This is a genomic window from Paraburkholderia phenazinium, from assembly GCF_900142845.1.
In the GTDB taxonomy this organism is placed as follows: Bacteria; Pseudomonadota; Gammaproteobacteria; order Burkholderiales; family Burkholderiaceae; genus Paraburkholderia; species Paraburkholderia phenazinium_A.
The window spans coordinates 308886-330096 of the sequence record NZ_FSRU01000002.1; the positions used below are offsets into that span (position 1 = coordinate 308886).

Annotated in this window: 15 protein-coding genes and 1 riboswitch; of the genes, 6 read left to right on the forward strand and 9 right to left on the reverse strand. The window is 63.4% G+C overall.

Annotated features, from left to right (window positions below):
- Positions 1-634 precede the first annotated feature (634 nt).
- The 5 genes from BUS12_RS18495 to crcB form a co-directional block, all read right to left on the reverse strand.
- Positions 635-3961, reverse strand: coding sequence for an efflux RND transporter permease subunit (locus BUS12_RS18495; RefSeq protein ID WP_074298067.1), 3327 nt, complete (start codon positions 3959-3961; stop codon positions 635-637).
- A 3-nt stretch (positions 3962-3964) separates the two neighbouring features.
- On the reverse strand, positions 3965-7108 hold the full coding sequence (locus BUS12_RS18500) for an MdtB/MuxB family multidrug efflux RND transporter permease subunit (RefSeq protein ID WP_074298069.1): 3144 nt from the start codon (positions 7106-7108) through the stop codon (positions 3965-3967).
- Positions 7109-7125: 17 nt separating this feature from the next.
- On the reverse strand, positions 7126-8523 hold the full coding sequence (locus BUS12_RS18505) for an MdtA/MuxA family multidrug efflux RND transporter periplasmic adaptor subunit (protein WP_074298071.1): 1398 nt from the start codon (positions 8521-8523) through the stop codon (positions 7126-7128).
- A 245-nt stretch (positions 8524-8768) separates the two neighbouring features.
- Complete coding sequence (locus BUS12_RS18510) at positions 8769-9605, reverse strand: IclR family transcriptional regulator (protein ID WP_074298073.1); 837 nt, start codon at positions 9603-9605, stop codon at positions 8769-8771.
- A gap of 558 nt (positions 9606-10163) precedes the next feature.
- Positions 10164-10544: a fluoride efflux transporter CrcB gene (gene crcB, locus BUS12_RS18515; protein WP_074298075.1), complete on the reverse strand. Its 381-nt coding sequence runs from the start codon at positions 10542-10544 to the stop codon at positions 10164-10166.
- 65 nt (positions 10545-10609) lie between these two features.
- Positions 10610-10673: riboswitch (Fluoride riboswitch) on the reverse strand.
- Positions 10674-10896: 223 nt separating this feature from the next.
- Between crcB and BUS12_RS18520 the strand changes: the two genes are divergently transcribed.
- A complete protein-coding gene (locus tag BUS12_RS18520) occupies positions 10897-12543 on the forward strand; it encodes a sensor histidine kinase (protein WP_083640512.1) in 1647 nt (548 codons plus the stop codon).
- On the opposite strand, the gene BUS12_RS18525 is transcribed toward BUS12_RS18520, so the two are convergent.
- Positions 12530-12856, reverse strand: a complete 327-nt coding sequence (locus BUS12_RS18525) for a hypothetical protein (protein ID WP_074298077.1) — start codon at positions 12854-12856, stop codon at positions 12530-12532. The genes BUS12_RS18520 and BUS12_RS18525 overlap by 14 nt on opposite strands.
- Before the next feature lie 213 nt (positions 12857-13069).
- Positions 13070-13651, reverse strand: coding sequence for a DJ-1/PfpI family protein (locus tag BUS12_RS18530; protein ID WP_074298081.1), 582 nt, complete (start codon positions 13649-13651; stop codon positions 13070-13072).
- Positions 13652-13879: 228 nt separating this feature from the next.
- On the opposite strand from BUS12_RS18530, the gene BUS12_RS18535 reads away from it, so the two are divergent.
- The 4 genes from BUS12_RS18535 to BUS12_RS18550 all read left to right on the forward strand — a co-directional run bounded on the left by BUS12_RS18535 (position 13880) and on the right by BUS12_RS18550 (position 18423).
- A complete protein-coding gene (locus BUS12_RS18535) occupies positions 13880-14341 on the forward strand; it encodes a BCAL1086 family glycoprotein (RefSeq protein ID WP_074298083.1) in 462 nt (153 codons plus the stop codon).
- A gap of 127 nt (positions 14342-14468) precedes the next feature.
- The gene (locus BUS12_RS18540) at positions 14469-14924 is read left to right on the forward strand and encodes an Rrf2 family transcriptional regulator (protein ID WP_074298085.1); all 456 of its coding nucleotides are present in this window, start codon (positions 14469-14471) and stop codon (positions 14922-14924) included.
- Between the two features lie 141 nt (positions 14925-15065).
- Positions 15066-15713 carry an NAD(P)-dependent oxidoreductase gene (locus BUS12_RS18545; RefSeq protein WP_074298087.1) on the forward strand — a complete coding sequence of 216 codons (648 nt, stop codon included), beginning with the start codon at positions 15066-15068 and terminating at the stop codon, positions 15711-15713.
- Positions 15714-15819: 106 nt separating this feature from the next.
- On the forward strand, positions 15820-18423 hold the full coding sequence (locus BUS12_RS18550; protein ID WP_074298089.1) for a mechanosensitive ion channel family protein: 2604 nt from the start codon (positions 15820-15822) through the stop codon (positions 18421-18423).
- A gap of 31 nt (positions 18424-18454) precedes the next feature.
- Here the strand turns inward: BUS12_RS18550 and BUS12_RS18555 are convergent, their stop codons facing one another.
- A complete protein-coding gene (locus BUS12_RS18555) occupies positions 18455-19141 on the reverse strand; it encodes a cysteine dioxygenase family protein (protein WP_083640513.1) in 687 nt (228 codons plus the stop codon).
- 130 nt (positions 19142-19271) lie between these two features.
- Between BUS12_RS18555 and BUS12_RS18560 the strand changes: the two genes are divergently transcribed.
- Positions 19272-19739 (forward strand): Lrp/AsnC family transcriptional regulator, encoded by a 468-nt coding sequence (locus tag BUS12_RS18560; RefSeq protein WP_074298093.1) that lies wholly within the window; start codon positions 19272-19274, stop codon positions 19737-19739.
- 192 nt (positions 19740-19931) lie between these two features.
- On the opposite strand, the gene BUS12_RS18565 is transcribed toward BUS12_RS18560, so the two are convergent.
- Entirely contained in the window at positions 19932-20975 is a 1044-nt protein-coding gene (locus BUS12_RS18565) for a hypothetical protein (protein WP_074298095.1), read from the reverse strand.
- Positions 20976-21211 lie beyond the last annotated feature (236 nt).

Below are 21211 nucleotides of genomic sequence, written 5' to 3' on the forward strand. Positions count from 1 at the left end.
TGCATTCTTATCGGTCTATTAGCTTCGCCCCTGTGCGGGGCGGCACTTACTTTCTTTGCCGCCGCAAAGAAAGTAAGCAAAGAAAGCGGGCTCACACCGCCAGCGTTTAGTGAGCCATCCCGGTCTGCCACCGGGAACGGCCCAAGACGAGACGTGCCGTCGCGCCACGCGCGCTGGTGACAAGGCCGTCATCCGTTCCAGCGTTGCGCTGCGCGCCCCGCCGCGGGGCATAACTCCTTTTGCAGATTGCATAGGCATTCTAACTATTGAGATTTGTTTGCGCACCCGCTTTCCCATGCAGACCCGACCGCGACGCACGTAGTGCGGAGTGGGGTGGATGAGCGCTGTGTCACGAACGGTGGAAACGCGGGGGCAGGTCTCGTCTTGGGCCGTTTCCGGTAGCAGACCGGGATGGCTCACTACTGTCTAGCGGTTGCAGCCCGCTTTCTTTGCCTACTTTCTTTGCGGCGGCAAAGAAAGTAGGTGCCGCCCCGCACAGGGGCGAAGCTAATAGACCACTAAGAATACAAGGAGAGGCCAACACCCGAAGAAAACAGCCAAAAACAAGGCGCCGCAGGCAAAAACCAGCAAGAGCTAAACAGCCAGAAGCCGCCTGCAAGGCAAAAAAAAGCCGTCACCGATTCCCTTGAACCCCACCCCGACCACCGGAGCCCCGCCGCCGCCCCTCCCACCTAACGCGAATACGATCCATATAAAGATAAACAACCGGCGTGGTATAGAGCGTAAGCATTTGACTAACAATGAGCCCACCGACAATGGCGATCCCCAAAGGCGCCCGCAACTCAGCCCCATCCCCATTCCCAAACGCCAACGGCAGCGCCCCAAGCAGCGCAGCACAAGTGGTCATCATGATCGGCCGAAACCGCAACAAACAGGCCTGATGAATCGCATCATAAGAAGACAACCCTTGACGAGAAGCTTCAATAGCAAAATCAATCATCATGATCGCGTTCTTCTTGACGATGCCAATCAGCAAAATCACCGCAATCAACGCAATAATGCTGAACTCCGTCTGAAACAGCAGTAACGCCAGCAACGCCCCCACCCCCGCCGAAGGCAACGTCGACAAAATCGTCAACGGATGGATATAGCTCTCATACAGTATCCCCAGCACGATATACACCGCCGCCAACGCCGCCAGAATCAAGAGCGGCATGTCCGACAAGGACTGCTGGAACGCCTGCGCCGTCCCCTGGAAACTGCCGTGGATCGTCCCCGGCATGCCGATCTCCGCCATCGTGTCGTAGATCGCCTGGGTCGCGTCCGACAACGATTTGCCCGGCGGCAAGTTGAACGAGATCGTCGAGGCCACGAACTGGCTCTGGTGATTCACCGATAACGGCGTACTCCCCGGACCAAAACTCGCAATCGCCGACAACGGAATCATCGTCTCCTTCGACGTCGACACCGCCGCCCCCGACGACGCACTCGATTTGCCGCTCGCCGCAAGCGAATTGATCGCCAGGTTGCGCGCCGAATCCGACGCAATCGCCGCCGCGCTCGATGCCGTCGTGCCCGCCGTGCCGCCGCCCAATGCGCTCGTGCTGCTGGTGTTGGCCACCGGCGCAGTCACCGTGCCCGCCGTCGCGTTGGTGGTCTGCGCGCCGCTCGCGCTGCCCCCCGATGTACTGACGTAGATCTGCTTCAGCATGTCCGGGCTTTGCCAGTACTTCGGCGCCACTTCCATCACCACGTGGTACTGGTTCAGCGGGTTGTAAATCGTCGACACCTGACGCTGGCCGAACGCGTCGTACAGCGTGTTGTCGATCTGCGCCGGCTCGATGTTCAGCCGCGCCGCACTCGCGCGGTCGATCGTCACCATCGATTCGAGGCCGCCTTGCTGTTGGTCGGAATTCACGTCCGCCAGTTCGGGACGCGCCTGCAACGCCTCGGTGAGTTTCGGGCCCCACGTGTACAGGTCGGTCGTCGAATCCGCCAGCAGCGTGAACTGATACTGCGCGTTCGATTGCCGTCCCCCCACGCGGATGTCCTGCACAGCCTGCAGGAAGGTGCGCACGCCCGCCACCTCGGAGAGCGGTCCGCGCAATTGCTGGATCACCTGGTCTGCCGAGACGCGCCGTCCGGGCTTCGGCTTCAACTGCACGAACATGAAGCCGGAGTTGGTCTGCCGTCCGCCGGTGTAGCCCACCGCGCCTTCCACGGCCGGGTTCTCGCCGACGATCTTCATCATCTCGGCGAATTTGCCCTTCATCGCCTGGAAGGAGGTGGACTGGTCCGCCTGAATGCCGCCGACGAGGCGGCCGGTGTCCTGCTGCGGAAAGAAGCCCTTCGGGATGATTACGTAGAGCCACACGTTCAGCCCGATCGTGGCAAGCAGCACCAGCAGGATCAGCAGCGGATGCCGCAGCGACCAGCCGAGTGTGTGTTCGTAGCCGCGCTGCATCGACTGGAAGCCCCGTTCGAGCCAGCGCGCGAAACGTCCTTCTTCTTCACGCTCATGCGGCTCGTTGAGCAGGCGCGAGCACATCATCGGCGTAAGCGTCAGCGACACCAGCAGCGAAACCGCAATCGCGAGCGACAGCGTCAGCGCAAATTCGCGGAACAGCCGCCCGACGATGCCGCCCATCAGCAGAATCGGCAAGAACACCGCCACCAGCGAGATGCTGATCGAGACCACCGTAAAGCCGACTTCGCGCGCGCCGCGAAACGCCGCTTCTCTGCGCGGTACGCCGTTCTCGATATGCCGCGAGATGTTTTCGAGCACCACGATCGCGTCGTCGACCACGAAGCCGGTCGCAATCGTCAGCGCCATCAGCGACAGGTTATCGATCGAAAAACCCATCAGGTACATCGCGCCGAACGTACCGATGATCGAGATCGGTACCGCCACGCTCGGAATCAGCGTCGCTCGCCAGTTGCGCAGGAACAGGAACACCACCATCACGACCAGCGCCACTGCGATCATCAGCGTGTGCTCGGTGTCCTTCAGCGAGGCGCGGATCGTGGTGGAGCGGTCGACCGTCGGCGTCACCTCGACGTCCGCCGGCAGCGAGGCCTTGAGTTGCGGCAGCATCGCCTTGACGCGGTCGATCGTTTCGATGATGTTCGCCCCCGGTTGGCGGGACAGGATCACCAGCACCGAATGCTTGCCGCTGTACAGGCCGAGGTTGCGCAGGTCCTCAACCGAGTCGACCACCTCCGACACATCCGACAGATGCACGGCCGCGCCGTTGCGGTAGGCAATAATCAGGTCCTTGTACTGCGATGCCTTGCTCGCCTGATCGTTGGTGTAGAGCTGCACATGGTTCGGGCCGAATTCGATCGAGCCTTTCGGGCTGTTCGCATTCGCCGCGGCCAGCGCCGCCCGCACGTCTTCGAGTCCGATACCGTAGTGGAACAGCATCTGCGGTTCCAGTTCCACGCGCACCGCCGGATTGGCCGAACCGCTGACGTCCACTTCGCCGATGCCGTCCACCTGCGAGAGCGATTGCTGCAACACGGTGGCGGCGGAGTCGTACAACTGCCCGGCCGTCAGCGTGTTGGAGGTCAAGGCGAGAATCAGGATCGGCGCGTCGGCCGGGTTCACCTTGTGGTACGTCGGATTGCTGCGCAGGCTCGCGGGCAGGTCGGCGCGGGCCGCGTTGATGGCGGCCTGCACGTCGCGCGCGGCGCCGTCGATGTCGCGGTTCAGCCCGAATTGCAACGTGATGCGCGTCGAGCCCACCGAGCTCTGCGAGGTCATTTCGGTGACGTCGGCAATCGAGCCCAGGTGCCGTTCGAGCGGGCTCGCCACGCTGGTGGCGACCGTCTCCGGACTCGCCCCCGGCAGGCTGGCCTGCACCGAGATGGTCGGGAAGTCGACCTGCGGCAGCGGCGCGACCGGCAGCTTCGTGAAGGCGAACACGCCGGACAGCGCAATGCCCACCGCCAGCAGCGTGGTGGCGACCGGCCGGGCAATAAACGGACGCGACAGGTTCATCGCTTAGTTCCCCGCGTCGGTGGCGGGCGGCGGGGCGTTGCGGCCGCCTTCGTCATGCGGGTCGTGATGAAAACGCGCCCGCACGCGCCGCGCCAGCGAGTCGAACGCGAGGTAGATCACCGGCGTGGTGAACAGCGTCAGCAACTGGCTCACGATCAGGCCGCCCGCAATCGCAATGCCGAGCGGCCGGCGCAGTTCCGAACCCGCGCCGGTGCCGAGCATCAGCGGCAGGGCGCCGAGCAGGGCCGCCATGGTGGTCATCAGGATCGGCCGGAAGCGCAGCAGGCACGCCTGGTAAATCGCCTCGCGCGGCGGCTTGCCCTGTTCGCGTTCGGCCTCGAGCGCGAAGTCGATCATCATGATGGCGTTCTTCTTCACGATACCGATCAGCAACACGATGCCGATGATGCCGATGATGTCGAGGTCGTGCCCGGTGATCAGCAACGCGAGCAATGCGCCGACGCCGGCCGAGGGCAGCGTCGAGAGAATCGTGATGGGGTGGATGAAGCTCTCGTAGAGTACGCCGAGCACGATATACATGGTGACGATCGCGGCGAGGATCAGGAACAGTTCGTTCGCGAGCGACGCCTGAAACGCCAGCGCCGCGCCCTGGAAGCGCGTCTGGAACGAGGCCGGCAAGCCGATGTCCTTTTCCGCCTGATTGATCGCCTTGACGGCCGCACCGAGCGACGAACCCGGCGCCAGGTTGAACGACACCGTGGTAGCGGGAAACTGGCTCAGGTGGGTCACCAGCAACGGTGCCGGCTGTTCGACGAACTTCGCGATCGACGACAGCGGCACCTGGCCGCCCGTCGAGGTGGAAGAGGGCAGGTAGATCGCGTTCAACGACTCTGTGTAGTGCTGGACCTGCGGCTGCGCTTCGAGAATCACGCGGTACTGGTTCGACTGCGTGAAGATGGTCGAGACGATGCGTTGGCCGAAGGCGTCGTACAGTGCGTTGTCGACGGTGGCCGGCGTGATGCCGTAGCGCGACGCGCTGGCGCGGTCGATTTCCACATAGACCGACTGGCCGTTCTCCTGCAGATCTGTCGCGACGTCGGCGAGTTCAGGGGCCTGCTTGAGCCGCTCGACCAGCTTCGGCACCCAGGTCGCGAACTCGGCGATGTTCGGATCGGTCAGCATGAACTGATACTGCGTCGGGCTGACCGTCGCGTCGATGGTCAGGTCCTGCACCGGTTGCATGTACAACGAGGCGCCCGGAATGTGCGCCACATCCTTCTGCAACTGGCGGATCACGTCGCTCGCGGTGTGGCTGCGGTCGTCGCGCGGCTTCAGGTTGATCAGCATCCGCCCGCTGTTCAGCGTGATGTTGTTGCCGTCCACGCCGATAAACGAGGTCAGGCTCTCCACATCAGGATTCTTCAGGATCTGCGCGGCCAGTTCCTGCTGGCGCTCCGCCATCGATTCGTACGACACCGACTGCGGCGCCTGGGTGATGGCCTGGATCACGCCGGTGTCCTGCACCGGAAAGAAGCCCTTCGGAATGAACACGTACAGCACGCCGGTCAGCACCAGCGTGAGCACGGCGACAAACAGCGTCGAGCGCTGGCGGTCCAGCACCCAGGTCAGCGCGACGGCGTAGCGCGCGATGATGTAGTCGATGAAGGCGTGCGCTTTGGTCTCGAAGCGATGCGCTTCCTTTGGCGGCGTGTGGCGCAGCAGTTTGGCGCACATCATCGGCACGAGCGTGAGCGACACCACCGCCGAAATCACGATGGTCACGGCCAGCGTGATCGCGAATTCGTGGAACAGGCGGCCCACCACGTCGCCCATGAACAGCAGCGGAATCAGCACGGCGATCAGCGACACCGTCAGCGAGATGATGGTAAAGCCGATCTGTTTCGAGCCCTTGAGCGCCGCTTCGAGCGCCGACTCGCCCTCTTCGACATAGCGCGCGATGTTCTCGATCATCACGATGGCGTCGTCGACCACGAAGCCGGTGGCGATGGTGAGCGCCATCAGCGAGAGGTTGTCGAGCGAAAAGCCGCACAGATACATCACGGCCAGCGTGCCGATCAGCGAGAGCGGCACCGACAGGCTCGGGATGATGGTGGCGTAGACGTTGGCGAGGAACAGGTACATCACCAGCACCACCAGCACCACCGACATCAGCAGTTCGAACTGCACGTCGCGCACCGAGGCGCGGATCGTGGTGGTCCGGTCGGTGACGATCCGCACGTTCAGCGCGGCGGGCAGCGAGGCCTGCAGTTGCGGCAGCAGCGCCTTGATGCTGTCCACCACCTGGATCACGTTCGCCCCCGGCTGGCGCTGCACGTTCAGGATGATGGCCGGTGTTCCGTCGACCCATGCGCCGAGCTTGGTGTTCTCCGCGCCCTGCACGATGGTGGCGACGTCCGTCAGCATCACCGGCCGGCCGTTCTTGTAAGCGATGACCGCGCTCTTGTAGGCGTTGGCGTCGGTCAGCTGATCGTTCGCGTTGATCGTGTAGGCGCGCGTCGGTCCGTCGAAATTGCCTTTCGGCGTATTGACGTTGAGGTTCGAAATGGTGGTGCGCAGGTCGTCGAGATTCAGACCGTACGCCGCCAACGCACGCGGATTAGCCTGAATTCGCACAGCCGGACGCTGGCCGCCTGACAGACTCACCAGACCGACGCCGGCCACCTGCGAAATCTTCTGCGCGAGACGTGTGTCGGCCAGGTCCTGCACCTGTGTCAACGGCATGGTCTGCGAGGTGAGGGCGAGCGTGATGATCGGCGCGTCGGCCGGGTTGACCTTGGCGTAGATCGGCGGCGCGGGCAGATCCGACGGCAGCAGGTTGCCGGCGGCGTTAATCGCGGCCTGGACTTCCTGTTCGGCGATGTCGAGCGGCAGGTCGAGGCTGAACTGCAGCGTGATGATCGACGAGCCCGCCGAGCTTTGCGACGACATCTGGTTCAGCGACGGCATCTGCCCGAACTGCCGTTCGAGCGGCGCCGTGACCGACGAGGTCATCACGTCCGGGCTCGCGCCCGGATAGAAGGTCTGCACCTGGATGGTCGGGTAGTCGACTTCCGGCAGCGCCGAAAGCGGCAGGAAGCGCAGCGCGACCAGCCCGACCAGCATGATTGCCGCCATCAGCAGGGCAGTGCCGACCGGGCGCAGAATAAAGGCGCGGGATGGATTCATGCGGGTTCAGTCAGCCTTTATTCCGAAGCTTGCGCCGGGTGTTTGTGATGATGCGCATGCGCGCCGGACGCGCCCCATGCACCCCACGCGCCCGATGCGCCGTGCGGACCGGAAGCGCCGCGTGCTCCCGAAGCGCCGCGCGGACGGTCCGCCGGAATCGTGATCTTCGCGCCTTCCTTCAGACGGTCGGAGCCGTCGATTACCACCCGCTCGCCAGGCTGCAGGCCGGTGGCGATGCTGGTGCGTTCGCCGTCCACGGGGCCGATCTTGACCGGCCGCACGGTGACCGTGCTGTCGTCCTTCACCACGTACACGAACTGGCCCATCGAGCCGTTCAGCACGGCGGAGGTCGGCACGATCACGGCGTCGTGAATCGTATCCACCAGCAGCCGCGCGTTGACGAACTGGTTGGGGAACAGCAGGCTGTCGTCGTTGTTGAACATGGCGCGCAGCTTGAGCGTGCCGGTGGTGGTGTCGATCTGGTTGTCGAGCGTCTCGAGCGTGCCGCCCGCGAGCGAGGTGGTGTTGCTGCGGTCGTACGCCGTCACCGACAGCTTCGCGCCCGCTTGCACCTGCTTCATGATTTGCGGCAGGCTGTCTTCGGAGACGGTGAAGATCACGCTGATGGGCTGCAATTGCGTGATCACGACAAGCCCGTTGGTCAGGCTGGGCGTGACGTAGTTGCCGGGGTCGACCTGGCGCAGACCCACGCGGCCCGATACGGGCGCGGTGATGCGCGCGTAGATCAGGTCGAGCTTGTAGGTGTCGATGTTGGCCTGATCCGACTTCACGGTGCCGATGTACTGTTGCACCAGCGACGCTTGCGTGTCCACCTGCTGACTCGCGATCGAATCCTGGGCGAGCAGCGTCTGATAACGCTTCAGGTCGAGGCGGGCGGTTTGCAGCAGCGCCTGGTCGCGCGCCAGCGCGCCCTCGGCGTTTTCAAGCGAGATCTGATACGGGCGCGGGTCGATCTGCGCGAGCAGGTCGCCCTTCTTGACCATCTGGCCTTCCTGGAACGCGACCGTTTGCAGCGTGCCGCTCAACTGCGTCTGCACGGTGACGGTGGCAAGCGGCGTGACCGTGCCGAGTGCGGTCAGCACGACCGGCATGTCGCCTTGCGTCGCGGTGGCGACGTGCACCGGCTGCGCCAGGTTGGCGAACGCGCCAGGGCCGCCGCGGCCGTGGCGGCCGCCGCCCTCGCTCTGCGCCGCCGCGCCGCCGGCCGGGCCGCCCCATGGATGCCAGCGCCACACCACAATGCCCGCGACGACCAGCGCGGCGACGATCAGTCCGATAGTGCGCCCCCGATGCCGTTTGCCGCCGCTCTTTGTCTGGCTGGTCCCGGCGGTGGACGGCTGGTGCGCCGGGGCGGGTGTGCGAGAAGTTTCCGAATGCTGTTGTTGTTCGTCCATCGATTCGATCAGGTAACGGGCGTGGAGTTAGGCAGGTGTGCGAAATGCAACACGTTGGACAGCGCGGATCGGCCACAGCAAGCTGGACGAAAGCATGATCGTACGTCCCTGGCTTCCTTACCGTCCAGTGATGTATTTTTCTGTTGGTTACGCGCGTTACACCGCGCGGACCGCTGCGTGCCGCACGTGGCGGCGCGTGCCGGCAGCGGTCCGGCGGGTCCTCGTGGAATGGGCCGCGCAGCCGCTCAATTGTCCAGCCGCCGTCCTGGCGTGCCGCCAATTTCGAGGGCAATGTTGGCGATGCATTCGAGCAGCAGCGGCGCCGCGCGCGTCATCAGCCAGTCGCGTGGGCACTGGTGGGCGGAGCCGCCGCAATTGACCGCATAGCGCTCGCCGGATGGGCCGATGAAACCGGCCGCGATCGCGTTCAGCCCGTCGTGCCACTCGCCGGTGGCAATCGCGAAGCCATGGGCGGCGGTTTCCTGCAGCGCCTGGCCGAGCCGGTTGCTAATTTGCCCCCAGTCGTCGCCTTCGGCAGCCTGCAGCCCAAGCAGCAGTTTTTGACGCTCGGGCTCTGACAGCACGGCCAGATAGGCGCGGCCGACAGCGGTGCGGCTCAGGTTCATCCGCGACCCGATGTCGAGCCGCGACACCAGCACGGCCGAGCGCGGCTTGATGGCGTCGATGACCACCATGTCGAGCCGGTCGCGCACGGCCAGATGCACGGACAGCGAGGTGCGTTCGGCGAGATCGATCAGGAACGGCCGCGAGCGCGCGCGAATATCGAAGTTGCGCAGAAATCCGTTGCTCAATTCCAGCACGGACGAAGTCAGCACGAAACGTTCGCTGTCCGGCAGGCGAAACAGAAACCCGGCGCTGACAAGCGTCGCAGTGATGCGCGACACGGTCGGTTTCGGAATGCCCGTGAGCTCGGTCAGTTCGCGGTTGCTGAGCGGGGAATCGGCTGCCGCGATACAGCGCAGCACGGTCAGGCCGCGCGCGAGCGCCGTAACTTCGTCTCCTGAGCCGTCTTTTTCCTTGACGGGATCGGTGCCGCGGGGGAGCATGGATTCGTGGGTCATCTCATTATTGTGAAACTTTGTTTCATTTTACACATTTGTGCTGTGCCGCCGAACCGGAAGCGGCAGTGCCGAACTTGCACCATAATGACGCATGCTGGCCCTATTTGATATGACGATTCATTGTAATAGAAGGGTGCCGCCGACAGTGCCCGGCTGCATTAGATTTTGCTTGACTTAGTCAGCATAACCGTAAAAAATGGAATCACATTTCGAAAGGTAGGCTTGCGTGTGAGTTCGGCACGGTAGCCTCAGCCTCGCCCGACATGCTCTACAGCCCGGGCCAGCAAGGCGCCAACGGCAATTCACGCGTGTGGCGCTGTCAGGCGACGCTTTCGAATCCCCTCTCTCAGGTTCTAGCACGGCCCTCGGAATGGCTAGAACTTTTTAAGGCGTCACGGTCACGTGACGCCTTTTTTTTCGTCCGTGAACTAGATATTGGCGGATGAGAAGGAGAGGGCGCGCGGCGTGGCGCCGCAATATCTCTTTATTTAATGCGTATTGAATCGACTCGTATTGCGCGATTGCGGCAAGCGGAATGAAACAGGGTGATGCGTCTATCTAGCGTGTCACGAGCGATACGGTCGCGATTCCCAGCACCGTCATCACCAGCGACGTGGACACGTGAATGGCAATTTCGCCGGCGGCCCAACCGAAACGACCTTCCTGCAAGCGCTGGACGACTTCGGCGGAGAAGGTCGAAAAGGTGGACAGGCCGCCCATCAGCCCGGTGATGACGAAGAGCCGCCACTCGGGGGCCAGCTCGGGCAAGCGGGCAAAGAACGCCACGGCGACGCCGATGACATAACCGGCAATCACGTTGGCGGCGAGGGTGCCGAGCGGCAGGGCGGGGAAGACCCCGTTCAGACGGATACCGAGAAACCAGCGGAACAGTGAACCCAGTGCACCGCCGATACCCACTGCGACAATAGATAAATACATGGAAGGACGCCTGGCAAGGTCGACAAACCGGGGTGAGCGCAGACACGGCGTATCCGCAATCATCCGGGCATGCAGGCATCATCAGCCCTGTCTGGGCGGTTAAAGGAGAATGCCATCTCCAGCAGGCGATTTTATCATCACACAAGCATGTGGGGACAGGTGACAGACCGAGCGTACGGGCGCAGTTAATGCGCCGTGCATGGTGCATGTCGTGGCGACCGGCGCGAGCGGCGCGGTCCCATGCCGCCGGGCGGGCGGCCATGCTGACGGCCTTTGTCATCCAGGGCAAACGCCGACATAATGTGCTGTCCCCTGCGCGGCCTGCCGGGCTCCCGAACTCCTTCGCGTACGCATGAGACTGACAACCAAAGGGCTGTTGCTGATCGCGATTCCTGCCGTGTTCGAGCTCGCCCTCCTGTCGGGGCTGGTCAAGGCACAGGTGGATGCCGCGCAGGCCGAGCGCTGGCAGGCCCACAGCGAGGACGTGCTGCGCCAGACCACGGCGATTCTGGAGCCGGTGCTGCTCGACTCGGTGCGTCTGCGCGGCGCGGTGCTCAGCAATAGCGCAGATGTCACGACGCCCGTCGCGCTATGGATGGACATCGACCGGCGCATCGACCAGTTGGCCGATCTCGTGGCCGACAATCCACCGCAGGTGGAGCGCGCGGTGCAGATCCGTCAATCGGTGCAGGCGTACCGGCAATGGTCGGACCGTGTGCAGGACCTGTTGCATTCGGGGCGCCGGCGCGACGTCATCGAACGGTTCAGCGAACTGGCCACGACCGACGTGCTCGACCGTTTCCGCGCCCAGATCACCGCGTTCCAGAACGAGGAGCGGCTCATCGACACCCAGCGTTCGACCGAGGCCGAGGCCGCGCGCGAGCGGCAGCAGGTGCTGGTGGTGGCCGCCGTGTTTGGCTCGCTGCTGTTCGTCGCGCTGGCCGTGTGGCTGTTCACGCGCGGCGTGCGCGGGCGGCTCGCGCTGCTCTCCGACAACGCCGGGCGGCTCGCCAGCAATGAACCGCTCGCGCCGATCGACCACGGCTCGGACGAAATCGCCCGGCTCGATCAGACGCTGCACGAGACGAGCCGGCGCCTGCTCGAGGCGGAGCGCATCCAGGCCCGTTTCCAGGCCGATCTGGCGCGCCGCGCCAATGAATTGACCGCCATCAACGAGACGCTGCGTCAGCAGACCCAGGAAAACGAGATGTTTATCTACAGCGTGTCGCACGATCTGCGCGCGCCGCTCGTCAACCTGCAGGGCTTCTCGAAGGAACTGATTCATGCCTGCGACGACCTGCGCAAAGCGGTCCGGCTGTCGTCGCTGACGCCCGAGCGGCGGCAGCATATCGAGCAACTGGTGGACGAGGATATCGGCGAGGCGCTGCATTACCTGCAGACCGCGGTGCTGCGTGCGTCGCACATCATCGACGCGTTGTTGCGGCTCTCGCGCGTCGGCCGCGTCGAGTACCGGCGTCAGCAGGTGCATGTGCGCGACATCGTCCAGCGTGTGGTCGATGCGATGCAGGTATCGATCCGGGCGCGCCGGGCACGCGTGGTAGTCCACGATCTGCCCTCGGTGTGGGGCGATCCGACCGCGCTCGAACAGGTGTTCGCGAATCTGGTGGGCAATGCGATCAACTACCTCGATGCGTCGCGCGATGGACGCGTCGAAGTCGGGACGACGCCGGCGCCGCCCGGCGTCCACTCGTTACGTATTTTCTATGTGAAAGACAACGGGCTCGGGATTCCGGCTGTCGCCATACCGCGTCTGTTCAACGCGTTTCAGCGCTTGCACGGCAACGTCGCAACCGGCGAGGGGATCGGACTGGCGCTGGTGCGTCGCGTGGTGGAGCGGCATGGCGGCCGCGTGTGGGCGGAGTCGACCGAAGGGGTCGGCACGACCTTCTATTTCACGTTGCCGGAGGCGGAGATTCGTGTGCCGCGCGAAGAGCCCGAGATGCTGGCGCTGGGCGCGCCGGGACTTAGTACGCGGTGAAGATGCGGCGTGGCTTCAGCAGTTTGCTGGCGCGAATCGACCAGTAGCAGCCGAACGCCATCAGGATGGCCGCGCCCAGGATCACGATGTGCGGTGCGGGGCGCATGCCCAGCAGGCCGTCGAGCGCGAACAGTCCGCGTACCAGGATCAGCAGGGCAGCCCAGAGTGAGAACGCAGCCTGCACGAGCAGGCGGGTGCCGGTGAAGCGGCGCGCGCGGTTCTCGAGCGACCAGCGGGCCGGGGCGCGGCCGCAGAAGAAAGCGATCGCCATGAGTGCGATCACGAGGACGACGATCCAGTCTGTCAGTTCCATCGAAAGGGGCTCCAAAGTCAACCGTCGACTATAGGAAGGCCGTTCGCGATGAACTATCGGACTAGTCTCAAATGCAGTTGGGTATGAGCCGGCACATCTCAATGCAATCCGCGCGCAAGGGTGCCGGTTGCAGGCCTTGTTCTCGCGCGGGAAATGCTGCGGAAGGGATGAGGCGTCGGGCGCCTGAGCGGCGACCCGACGTGTGGGGAAATCTCAGAGTTCGATGCGCGTGCCGAGCAGCACGAGGAATTGCCGCAGCCACTCGGGATGGGCCGGCCATGCGGGCGCGGTGACAAAGTTGGCGTCGGTGATGGCCGCGTCGACCGGGATGTCGGCGTACTCGCCGCCCGCGAGCTTCACTTCCGGCGCGCAAGCCGGATAAGCGGAAATGCGCTTGCCGCGGATCACGTCGGCGGCGGCCAGCAGTTGGGCCGCATGGCAGATCGCAGCGATCGGCTTACGCTGTTCCGCGAACTGGCGCACGATGTCGATCACTCTCTGGTTCAGGCGCAGATACTCCGGAGCACGGCCGCCTGCGATCGCCAGCGCATCGTATTGGCCGGGGTCCACGTCGTCGAAGGTGGCGTTCAGGGTGAACTGGTGGCCAGGCTTCTCGGTGTAGGTCTGGTCGCCCTCGAAGTCGTGAATGGCCGTCTTGATGCGCTCGCCGGCCGACTTGCCGGGACACACCGCGTCGACCACATGGCCGATCGCCTGCAGTGCCTGAAACGGCACCATTGTTTCGTAATCCTCGGCGAAATCGCCGGTCAGGAACAGAATCTTCTTTGCTGCCATCGCATGCCTCCAGTTGAACTGCGGAACACATCGAACGTTCAGCGAGTCTACTCCAACGTGTTTGACAGTACAGCGACGAACGGCGCGTCGAGCGCCGGCGTTTGGCCTTGCACGCAGCGTCTCCCGCACGGGCGTCTGCCTGCCCGAAGTGCAGGGTGAGCAGCGCCAGGGCGTATCATGAGTTCGTTGCCGTATAGGGAAGCCGCTTGCTGCGGCTCAGATTCCAAAATGATTTCATTCAACCACCGTCCCCTCGTTCGCCGTGTTGCCTTGGCTGGGGTCCTGCTCGGCGCGCTGGCCGCGTGCCAGAAAAACGACGCCTCCGCGGGCCAGCTGGCCGGCAAGATGGATGACGCTGCGCAACAGGCCGGGCAGTCGCTCAACCAGGCCGCGAGCTATGTCGGCCAGCAGGTCGACGCGGCGAAACAGAACATCGATTCGGCGGCTTCCGCGCCGACCATCACCATCGATCCGTCGGCGCTCGCCTCCAGCGCGCAAGCCAATCTGCAGAGCGCGGCGAGCGAGAGCAGCGCGGAGCTCAACAAGGCGGCGTCGCTGACCGGCGCAGGCCTGCAAAACGCGGGACGCAAGCTGCAGCAGTGGTCCGATACCACGGCGGCTTCGTCGGCATCCGCTGCGTCGAGCGATAGCGACAGCAGCAGCGACGCACAAAAGCAGATGGACAAATGACGCCGCAGGTTCGAGCGGTGGATGTGCATGCGAGGCACGGCGGAGCCGCGGTTGGCTGCGCCGGTTTGACAGCGCGGTTAAATGTAATTACTATGGTTACACATTGTCGTCGCCGGACAGGTGCGTTTTGAATACGAGTAGCCGGTTTGCCTTTGCGGTCCACGTGCTGGCGTTGTTGTCGCTGCAGGATGGCCTGCCGCTTTCGTCGGACATGATTGCAGGCAGCGTGAACACAAATCCCGCGCTGATCCGCCGTCTGCTGACGATGCTCGCGGACGCCGGACTCACTACGTCGCAACTCGGCGCGGGCGGCGGCGCGCTGCTGGCGCGGCCGCCCGACGAGATCACGCTGCTGGAGGTGTACCGCGCCGTCGACGATGCGCAACTGTTCGCGCTGCATCGCGAGGAACCGAATCCGGCTTGCATGGTGGGGCGCAATATCCAGGTCGTGCTGCGCGGCATCATCGATGAGGCGCAGCAGGCCATGGAGGCGTCGCTCGCAGGCCGTACGCTGGCGGATGCCACCGCTGACCTGGTCAAGGCCGAGCGCCAGCGCGAACGCAAGCGGCGGCCGGCGGGATAGGGCGGCGCTGTGCGGCGGCTGGAGGTTCAAGCAGGACAGGCAGGGACGTGCAGATACAAGCGGGGGGCCAAGCCCCTCTTTTTTCGGCGTTATATGTAATCAACGTGGTTACATATAAGCCAATCACAGGAGCATACAGAAATGAGCAAGGCATTGAAGATCGCATTGTTTGGCGCAACGGGCGTAATCGGTTCGCGGATTGCGGCGGAAGCGGCGCGTCGCGGCCATCAGGTGACGGCACTGGCGCGTAATCCCGCGCGCGTGCCGACGGACGTCGCCAACCTCAAGGCAGCGCAGGCCGATCTGCTCGACGCCGCCAGCGTCGCCGCAGCGGTGCGCGGCCATGACGTGGTGGCGAGCGCCTATGCGCCGCCGCGCGACGACGCGGCTGTCGTCGTGACCGCGACCCGCGCGCTGGTGGAGGGTGTGCGTGCGGCGGGCCTGAAGCGTCTCGTGGTGGTGGGTGGGGCGGGCTCGCTGGAAGTGGCACCCGGCAAGCAACTGGTCGACACGGAAGGCTTTCCGGACGCCTATAAGCCGGTGGCGCTGGCCCACCGCGACGCGCTGACGTTTTACCGCACGCTAAACGATCTCGACTGGACGTTTTTCGCCCCTGCGGCGCTGATCGCCCCCGGCGAGCGGACCGGCGTCTTCCGCACGGGCAGCGACACGCTGCTGGCGGACGCCAGCGGCAATAGCCGCATTTCGGCTGAAGACTACGCGATCGCGTTTGTCGACGAGCTGGAGCAGGGCCGTTTCATCCGCAAGATCGCGACGGTCGCTTACTGATCCCAGCCGGCCGCGCAAGCGTCCTAACATTCCGTTACGCATACACCTGCGCGGCCTGTGGCAAGTGCGGCTACACTTGGCGTCTCCCGTTTTGTCACGGATTGCCATGAAGTCATGCCAAAAACGGTGTGAGTCCGGGGCTGCGCCGTTCACCGGCGGGCAACGGGCGTTTCGCACTGCCTTTTATTTTTTCCGTCATCTGTCTTCCGACCCCCGGCGCAGCCGTGCCGCGGGCCTGCGGCCGTCGGCGCAGGCTGCGCCGCTGTGTGCGTGGCTGATCGTGGTGGCCGTGCTGGCGTGCCTTTTCGCGGCGCCGAAGCCCGCCCACGCGGCCGGCGCGACGCCGGTGATTCCGGCATTGCAGAGCCTGATCAACAGCGCGACGGCAACGCCCGCGTCCGATGCCGCCTCGGCGGCCGAAGCGGCCTCCGCGCCGTCGCCGGCGAGCCAGGCCGAGCTTGCGCGCTCGCTCGACAGTGTGATCTCGACGCTCGACAACGATCGCCAGCGCACGGCGCTCGTCGCCCAGCTCAAGAAGCTGCGCGACGTCAGCCGCACGGTCGCGCCGGCGCCGCCTGCGCAGCCGAGTCCCGGTTTGCTGGGTGCGATCGCGTCGGGAATCGCTTCGTTCGAGTCCGGCGTGCATCAGGGTCGCACGCCGCTGCGTTATTGGGCCGGGCGTTTCAACGCGGCCGGCAACGAGTTGTTCACCATCGTCACGAGCCAGGGGCCGCAGAGTTTCGGCAAGATCCTGCTCGACATGGTGGCGATGCTGGCCGGCTGGGGCGCATGCGCATGGGTCTTGATCTATGTGCAGCGCCGGCTGCACGAACGCTACCACGTGGTGTTCGAACTCAAGCCGAATCCGACGAGCGGTGAGCTGCTGATCTTCGCGCTGCGGCGGGCCAGTCCATGGATCGTCGCGTTTCTGGCCGCGCTGGTATTCGCGCGGGCCATGCCCGATGCGCTCGGCCGCACGCTGGGGATGGTGGTCGCCTATGCGATCGTCGCCGGCGCGGTGTTTTCCGCGATCTGTCTCATCATGTTTTCGCTGTTCGGCTCGGGGCATCGGCGCGTCGCGGTGCGCGTGCTGCTCGAACATGCGCGCCGGCTGCTGTTTGCGATCGGCGTGTGCGCCGCGTTGGGCGATGCGGCGGTGAACTACGATGTCGCGCATCAGCTCGGGCCGAATCTGGCCGAACTGGTGTCGACGGCGGCGAATATGGTTGCCGCCGTCCTGACCGCGTATTTCGCGCTGGCGTTTCGCCGGCCCGTGGCGCACCTGATCCGCAACCGGACCTACGACGCGCGCCACGACCATAAGGCCGCAACCGATGCCTTCGACGTGCTCGCCTCGCTCTGGCATGTGCCGGTGCTGCTGCTGGCCAGCGCCTCGGTGATTGCCACGATCGGCGGTTCGGGTTCGAACGAGAACGTGCTGCAGATCTCCGTGGTGACCGCGCTGTTTCTGGTGCTGGCGTTCTTCCTGTCGGCCATCGTGTTGCGCGTGACGCGGCCGCGCGATATCCGCAGGCATCGCCGCTCGCCTTACCTGCGCAGACTGCTGCAATTCGTGGGGACGCTGGCGACGCTGTTCATCTGGCTGGCGTTTTTCGAACTGGCGGCGCGGCTGTGGGGCGTGTCGCTTGCGAGCGTGATCGAGGAGAACGTCGCGGCGCGCGGGATCGCCCATGCGGTCATGGCGATTCTTGCCACCTGGTTCATTGCCTGGCTGCTGTGGATTCTGATCGACACTGCGATCAGGGAAGCGCTCACGCCGAGCGGTTCACGCAGCAAATCGCGTAACGCCAGCACGCGCGCGCGCACCATGTTGCCGCTCGTGCGCAATGCGCTGTTCGTGACGCTGGTGACGGTTGCGGGCATCGTGACCGCGGCGAACCTCGGCATCAACGTGACGCCGCTGCTGGCGGGCGCGGGTGTGATCGGTCTTGCGATCGGCTTCGGCGCGCAGTCGCTCGTCACCGACCTGATCACGGGCCTGTTCATCATCATCGAGGACACCATCTCGGTGGGCGACTGGATCGACGTCGACGGCGGCCATGCGGGCACGGTCGAGCATCTGTCGATTCGCACGGTGCGGCTGCGCGACGGCCAGGGCGCGATCCACGCCATTCCGTTTTCGCAGATCAAGATCGTGAAAAACCTGTCGCGCGATTTTGCCTACGCGGTGTTCGAAGTGCGTATGGGCTTTTCCGCCGACGTCGATCAGGTCACCCAACTGATTCGCGAGGTAGGTGCGGATCTGATGGCCGACTTCCGCTACCGGCGCGAAATGCTGGGCCCGATCGAAGTGTGGGGACTCGACCGCTTCGATCCAAACTGGATGGTCGTGAAAGGGCAGATCAAGACGCGGCCGCTGCAGCAATGGAGCGTGGCGCGTGCGTTTAACCTGCGTCTGAAGCGCAAGATGGACGAAGCCGGTATCGAGATTCCGGTGCCGCAAATGCGCATCTACACCTCGTCGAAGGATAGCGAGGGGCAGCCGCTGCCGGACGATGAATTGCCGATGCATGCGCGTGTCTCGGAGCATGGCGACGTGCCGCATGGCGGGGCTGGCGGCGCTCGCACAGGCGGTTTGGCAATGGCGGCCCGCGACGTTTCTCACGAGCCGCGGCCGGCGCCGCCCTCGACGGGTCCCGCGCCGGTCGCGCCGCAGATTCCTACTGCCGGTGAGGCGGGGAAAAGCTAGGCGCGCAAAAACCAGGCACGCCTCTACGGTCTCAGGCGACGGCCGGTTCCGCGAGGGCCGGTGCGCGATCGACGACGCCGAGCAGGTCGTTCACGTGCGTGGCGATCTGCGAACCTTCGACGCCGTAAATATGGAGCGAGACGGCCGGTGCGTCGCTCGCGTTGCCGAGCCGATGGATGCCGCGACGCCCGGCGCGCACGAACGACACGGCGCCGCTCGCGCGCGGATGCGAGCGTGTCTCGGTCGCAAGCTGCTGCGCCTCGTTCCAGTCATACACCGTTTCCGACAAGGTGCCGTCCAGCACCACGTAGCCGCACCACGTCTGATGGGCGTGTACCGGGCTCGCTTGACCCGGCATCCAGACCAGCGCGGCGATGGCATAGCGGCCGTGCGGATCGGCGGCCAGCAGGTGGCGACGGTACGAGTCTGTTGAGCCCTCGCGTTGCGCCGGTGCGAGGAGCGCCGGATCGGCGGCCGCTGTGGCGAGCGCCGTCCTGATGGCGAGTGCGAAGGCTGCATGTTGCGATGGGTCGACGGTGTCCGCGAATTGGTCGAAGGCGGCGTCCAGCGCGTCGCACAGGCGTGCGATCGGCTGGCTCGCGCACTTTGGCGCGGCCGCTGACGCAGGCGAGGTGTGCACGGCTTCATTTCCGTGCAGCACGGAAGCGTGTGGGGGCGTGGAGCGGTCGGCAGCAGGCTGGGAAATATCGTGGCTCATGAGGGCGGCGCAGGCGCTGGGATTCGGTTATCGGACAGGAATATTTATACCGGTTTGCGTGGAGAAAGAGTTTTCATATAATTCCCCTTGATTGGGCAAAAGTAGAATAATTTTCTGTCTGGGGGTGGATATGGGAATGGATATCATCGACCGCAAGCTGCTGGAACTGCTTCAGGAAGACGCGACCATGCCGATCGCCGAACTCGCGCAGCGGGTCAACCTGTCGCAGACGCCATGCTGGAAGCGCCTGCAGCGGCTCAAGGAAACTGGAGTAATCCGCGCTCAGGTGGCGCTATGCGACCCGCGCAAGCTCGGCGTTGGCACGACGGTGTTCGTCGCGGTGCGGACCAATCAGCATACGGAGGCGTGGGCGGCTACGTTCACGCGTGCCGTGCAGGATATTCCGGAGGTGGTGGAGGTGTATCGGATGAGTGGCGAGACGGATTACCTGCTGCGGGTGGTGGTCTCGGATATCGATGACTACGATCGGGTCTATAAGTTGTTGATCGCTGCCGTGCCGTTGTATGACGTGAGCTCGAGTTTTGCAATGGAGCAGATCAAGTATTCGACGGCGTTGCCGGTACGGTATCAGCGGTAGTTTATTGTTGTATGGGCTTCCGCTGAATCGGCATGCGACCTGCAGAAGTCGACCCACAAGGGTCCCTCAGCTTTCTCGATAACGGGCGTCGCTAATGGGGCGGCTGTCGAAAACACCCTGTTGTAGTCTCAGTGCGTCATGCGCAACCTGCACCGACAGGTAGCGCTAGCGACCACGGCGCGGTACGAACAATCAAAGCGCGTTGTCATAAACTGCGGGTACGTGGCTCGCTTTCAGCTTTTCATAGTGCGTGGTGACAAAATCCGTGAAATAGATGGCACTGTAAATCACTGAAATGGTTTGCCTCGTCATAGTGCTCTTTATATCGTCAATCAGACTCAGTGCATCTTCGATTCTATTGGATATCTTTTTCATTTCCTTGACGATCATTTCGCGATATTTTTCAATGTTTATTTCATTTGCCAGGCGTTTATTTTCCTCGGCTGACTTTTTTTGACTCTCATAATCAGAAAGCATCTCCAGCATGATGCACAGATCCTTTGTTCCCTCAACATCCTCTAACTCTTTGCTCGCCTCAAGGAGTTTTTGTGCCCTGTATTCAGAAACAGCAGTCTCCGAGATGGGCTGCCTTAGTTTTTCCAATTCAAGCTGGAGTTGAGTGATTTCTTGCTCGTTCTGCAAAATGGCCTGTTGCTCTTGCTCACCCAGTAAACACGAAAACTGCACGCTGTCCGTCTTGGTGGGCTGAGGCATCTCAATCGAGATAAAAGGATCTGTTACAAAGCCGACCTTTGCGTCGACGGCGAGCACGCCCAGATCGCGGAAATGCTTGACGACATGAAAAATGTTGAGAACGCCTGGGCGAAAATGCCCGCTGTGCGCGTGTATCAGTTTGACCTTGCCGCCGACGATCATGATTTCACCTGCGCCTTTGGCGAACTTCCCGACAAACGAGGAGTGTGCGACCAGATCGGTCTTGTTCAAGTGGTTGAATAGATAAATCTTGCTTTGCACGGAGATCACAAACGCGGCAATGGCCACCTTGTCGTGTGCACTAAATGTGGTTGTCGATTCCAGAATTTTTCCACCGATAGAAGATTTTATCTGGCCACTGTCGATGACATATTCGCACTGCAGCAAATCCATCGCTGCGAACCTTTTTGTGCCCTGTGCGATGTCGGAGCGCAGGTTGCCACGAGTAATGGCCAGCAGTTGCCCATCTTCGATCGGCCCTTTAAGAGCACGCGCTGCCTTGATAAAAAACTCCTTGCCCATCGCTTGCCTCGCTGATACGCGTTCGTGGTAAAAAATGTAACCCACCGGTCTTAATGCAAGTGATCGAGCGCGCTCTCATCCGCTTACAACCCGATAATGAAATCGCTCTCGCTAAGGTCTTCCATCCTATCCAGTTTGCATGGCAGCGGGATGGCGGGGCGACAATCGGATCGATCGTGGGCACGACGCACAATGGCTTCTGATACACACTGCCGTAGTCAGTGTTGTGATACCTG

What these genes read in the sequence shown, in the direction of transcription:
- BUS12_RS18495 (WP_074298067.1), bottom strand. Translation starts at nt 3,961, where the DNA reads ATGAACCTGTCGCGTCCGTTTATTGCCCGGCCGGTCGCCACCACGCTG.
- BUS12_RS18500 (WP_074298069.1), bottom strand. Translation starts at nt 7,108, where the DNA reads ATGAATCCATCCCGCGCCTTTATTCTGCGCCCGGTCGGCACTGCCCTG.
- BUS12_RS18505 (WP_074298071.1), bottom strand. Translation starts at nt 8,523, where the DNA reads ATGGACGAACAACAACAGCATTCGGAAACTTCTCGCACACCCGCCCCG.
- BUS12_RS18510 (WP_074298073.1), bottom strand. Translation starts at nt 9,605, where the DNA reads ATGACCCACGAATCCATGCTCCCCCGCGGCACCGATCCCGTCAAGGAA.
- crcB (WP_074298075.1), bottom strand. Translation starts at nt 10,544, where the DNA reads ATGTATTTATCTATTGTCGCAGTGGGTATCGGCGGTGCACTGGGTTCA.
- BUS12_RS18520 (WP_083640512.1), top strand. Translation starts at nt 10,897, where the DNA reads ATGAGACTGACAACCAAAGGGCTGTTGCTGATCGCGATTCCTGCCGTG.
- BUS12_RS18525 (WP_074298077.1), bottom strand. Translation starts at nt 12,856, where the DNA reads ATGGAACTGACAGACTGGATCGTCGTCCTCGTGATCGCACTCATGGCG.
- BUS12_RS18530 (WP_074298081.1), bottom strand. Translation starts at nt 13,651, where the DNA reads ATGGCAGCAAAGAAGATTCTGTTCCTGACCGGCGATTTCGCCGAGGAT.
- BUS12_RS18535 (WP_074298083.1), top strand. Translation starts at nt 13,880, where the DNA reads ATGATTTCATTCAACCACCGTCCCCTCGTTCGCCGTGTTGCCTTGGCT.
- BUS12_RS18545 (WP_074298087.1), top strand. Translation starts at nt 15,066, where the DNA reads ATGAGCAAGGCATTGAAGATCGCATTGTTTGGCGCAACGGGCGTAATC.
- BUS12_RS18550 (WP_074298089.1), top strand. Translation starts at nt 15,820, where the DNA reads ATGAAGTCATGCCAAAAACGGTGTGAGTCCGGGGCTGCGCCGTTCACC.
- BUS12_RS18555 (WP_083640513.1), bottom strand. Translation starts at nt 19,141, where the DNA reads ATGAGCCACGATATTTCCCAGCCTGCTGCCGACCGCTCCACGCCCCCA.
- BUS12_RS18560 (WP_074298093.1), top strand. Translation starts at nt 19,272, where the DNA reads ATGGGAATGGATATCATCGACCGCAAGCTGCTGGAACTGCTTCAGGAA.
- BUS12_RS18565 (WP_074298095.1), bottom strand. Translation starts at nt 20,975, where the DNA reads ATGGGCAAGGAGTTTTTTATCAAGGCAGCGCGTGCTCTTAAAGGGCCG.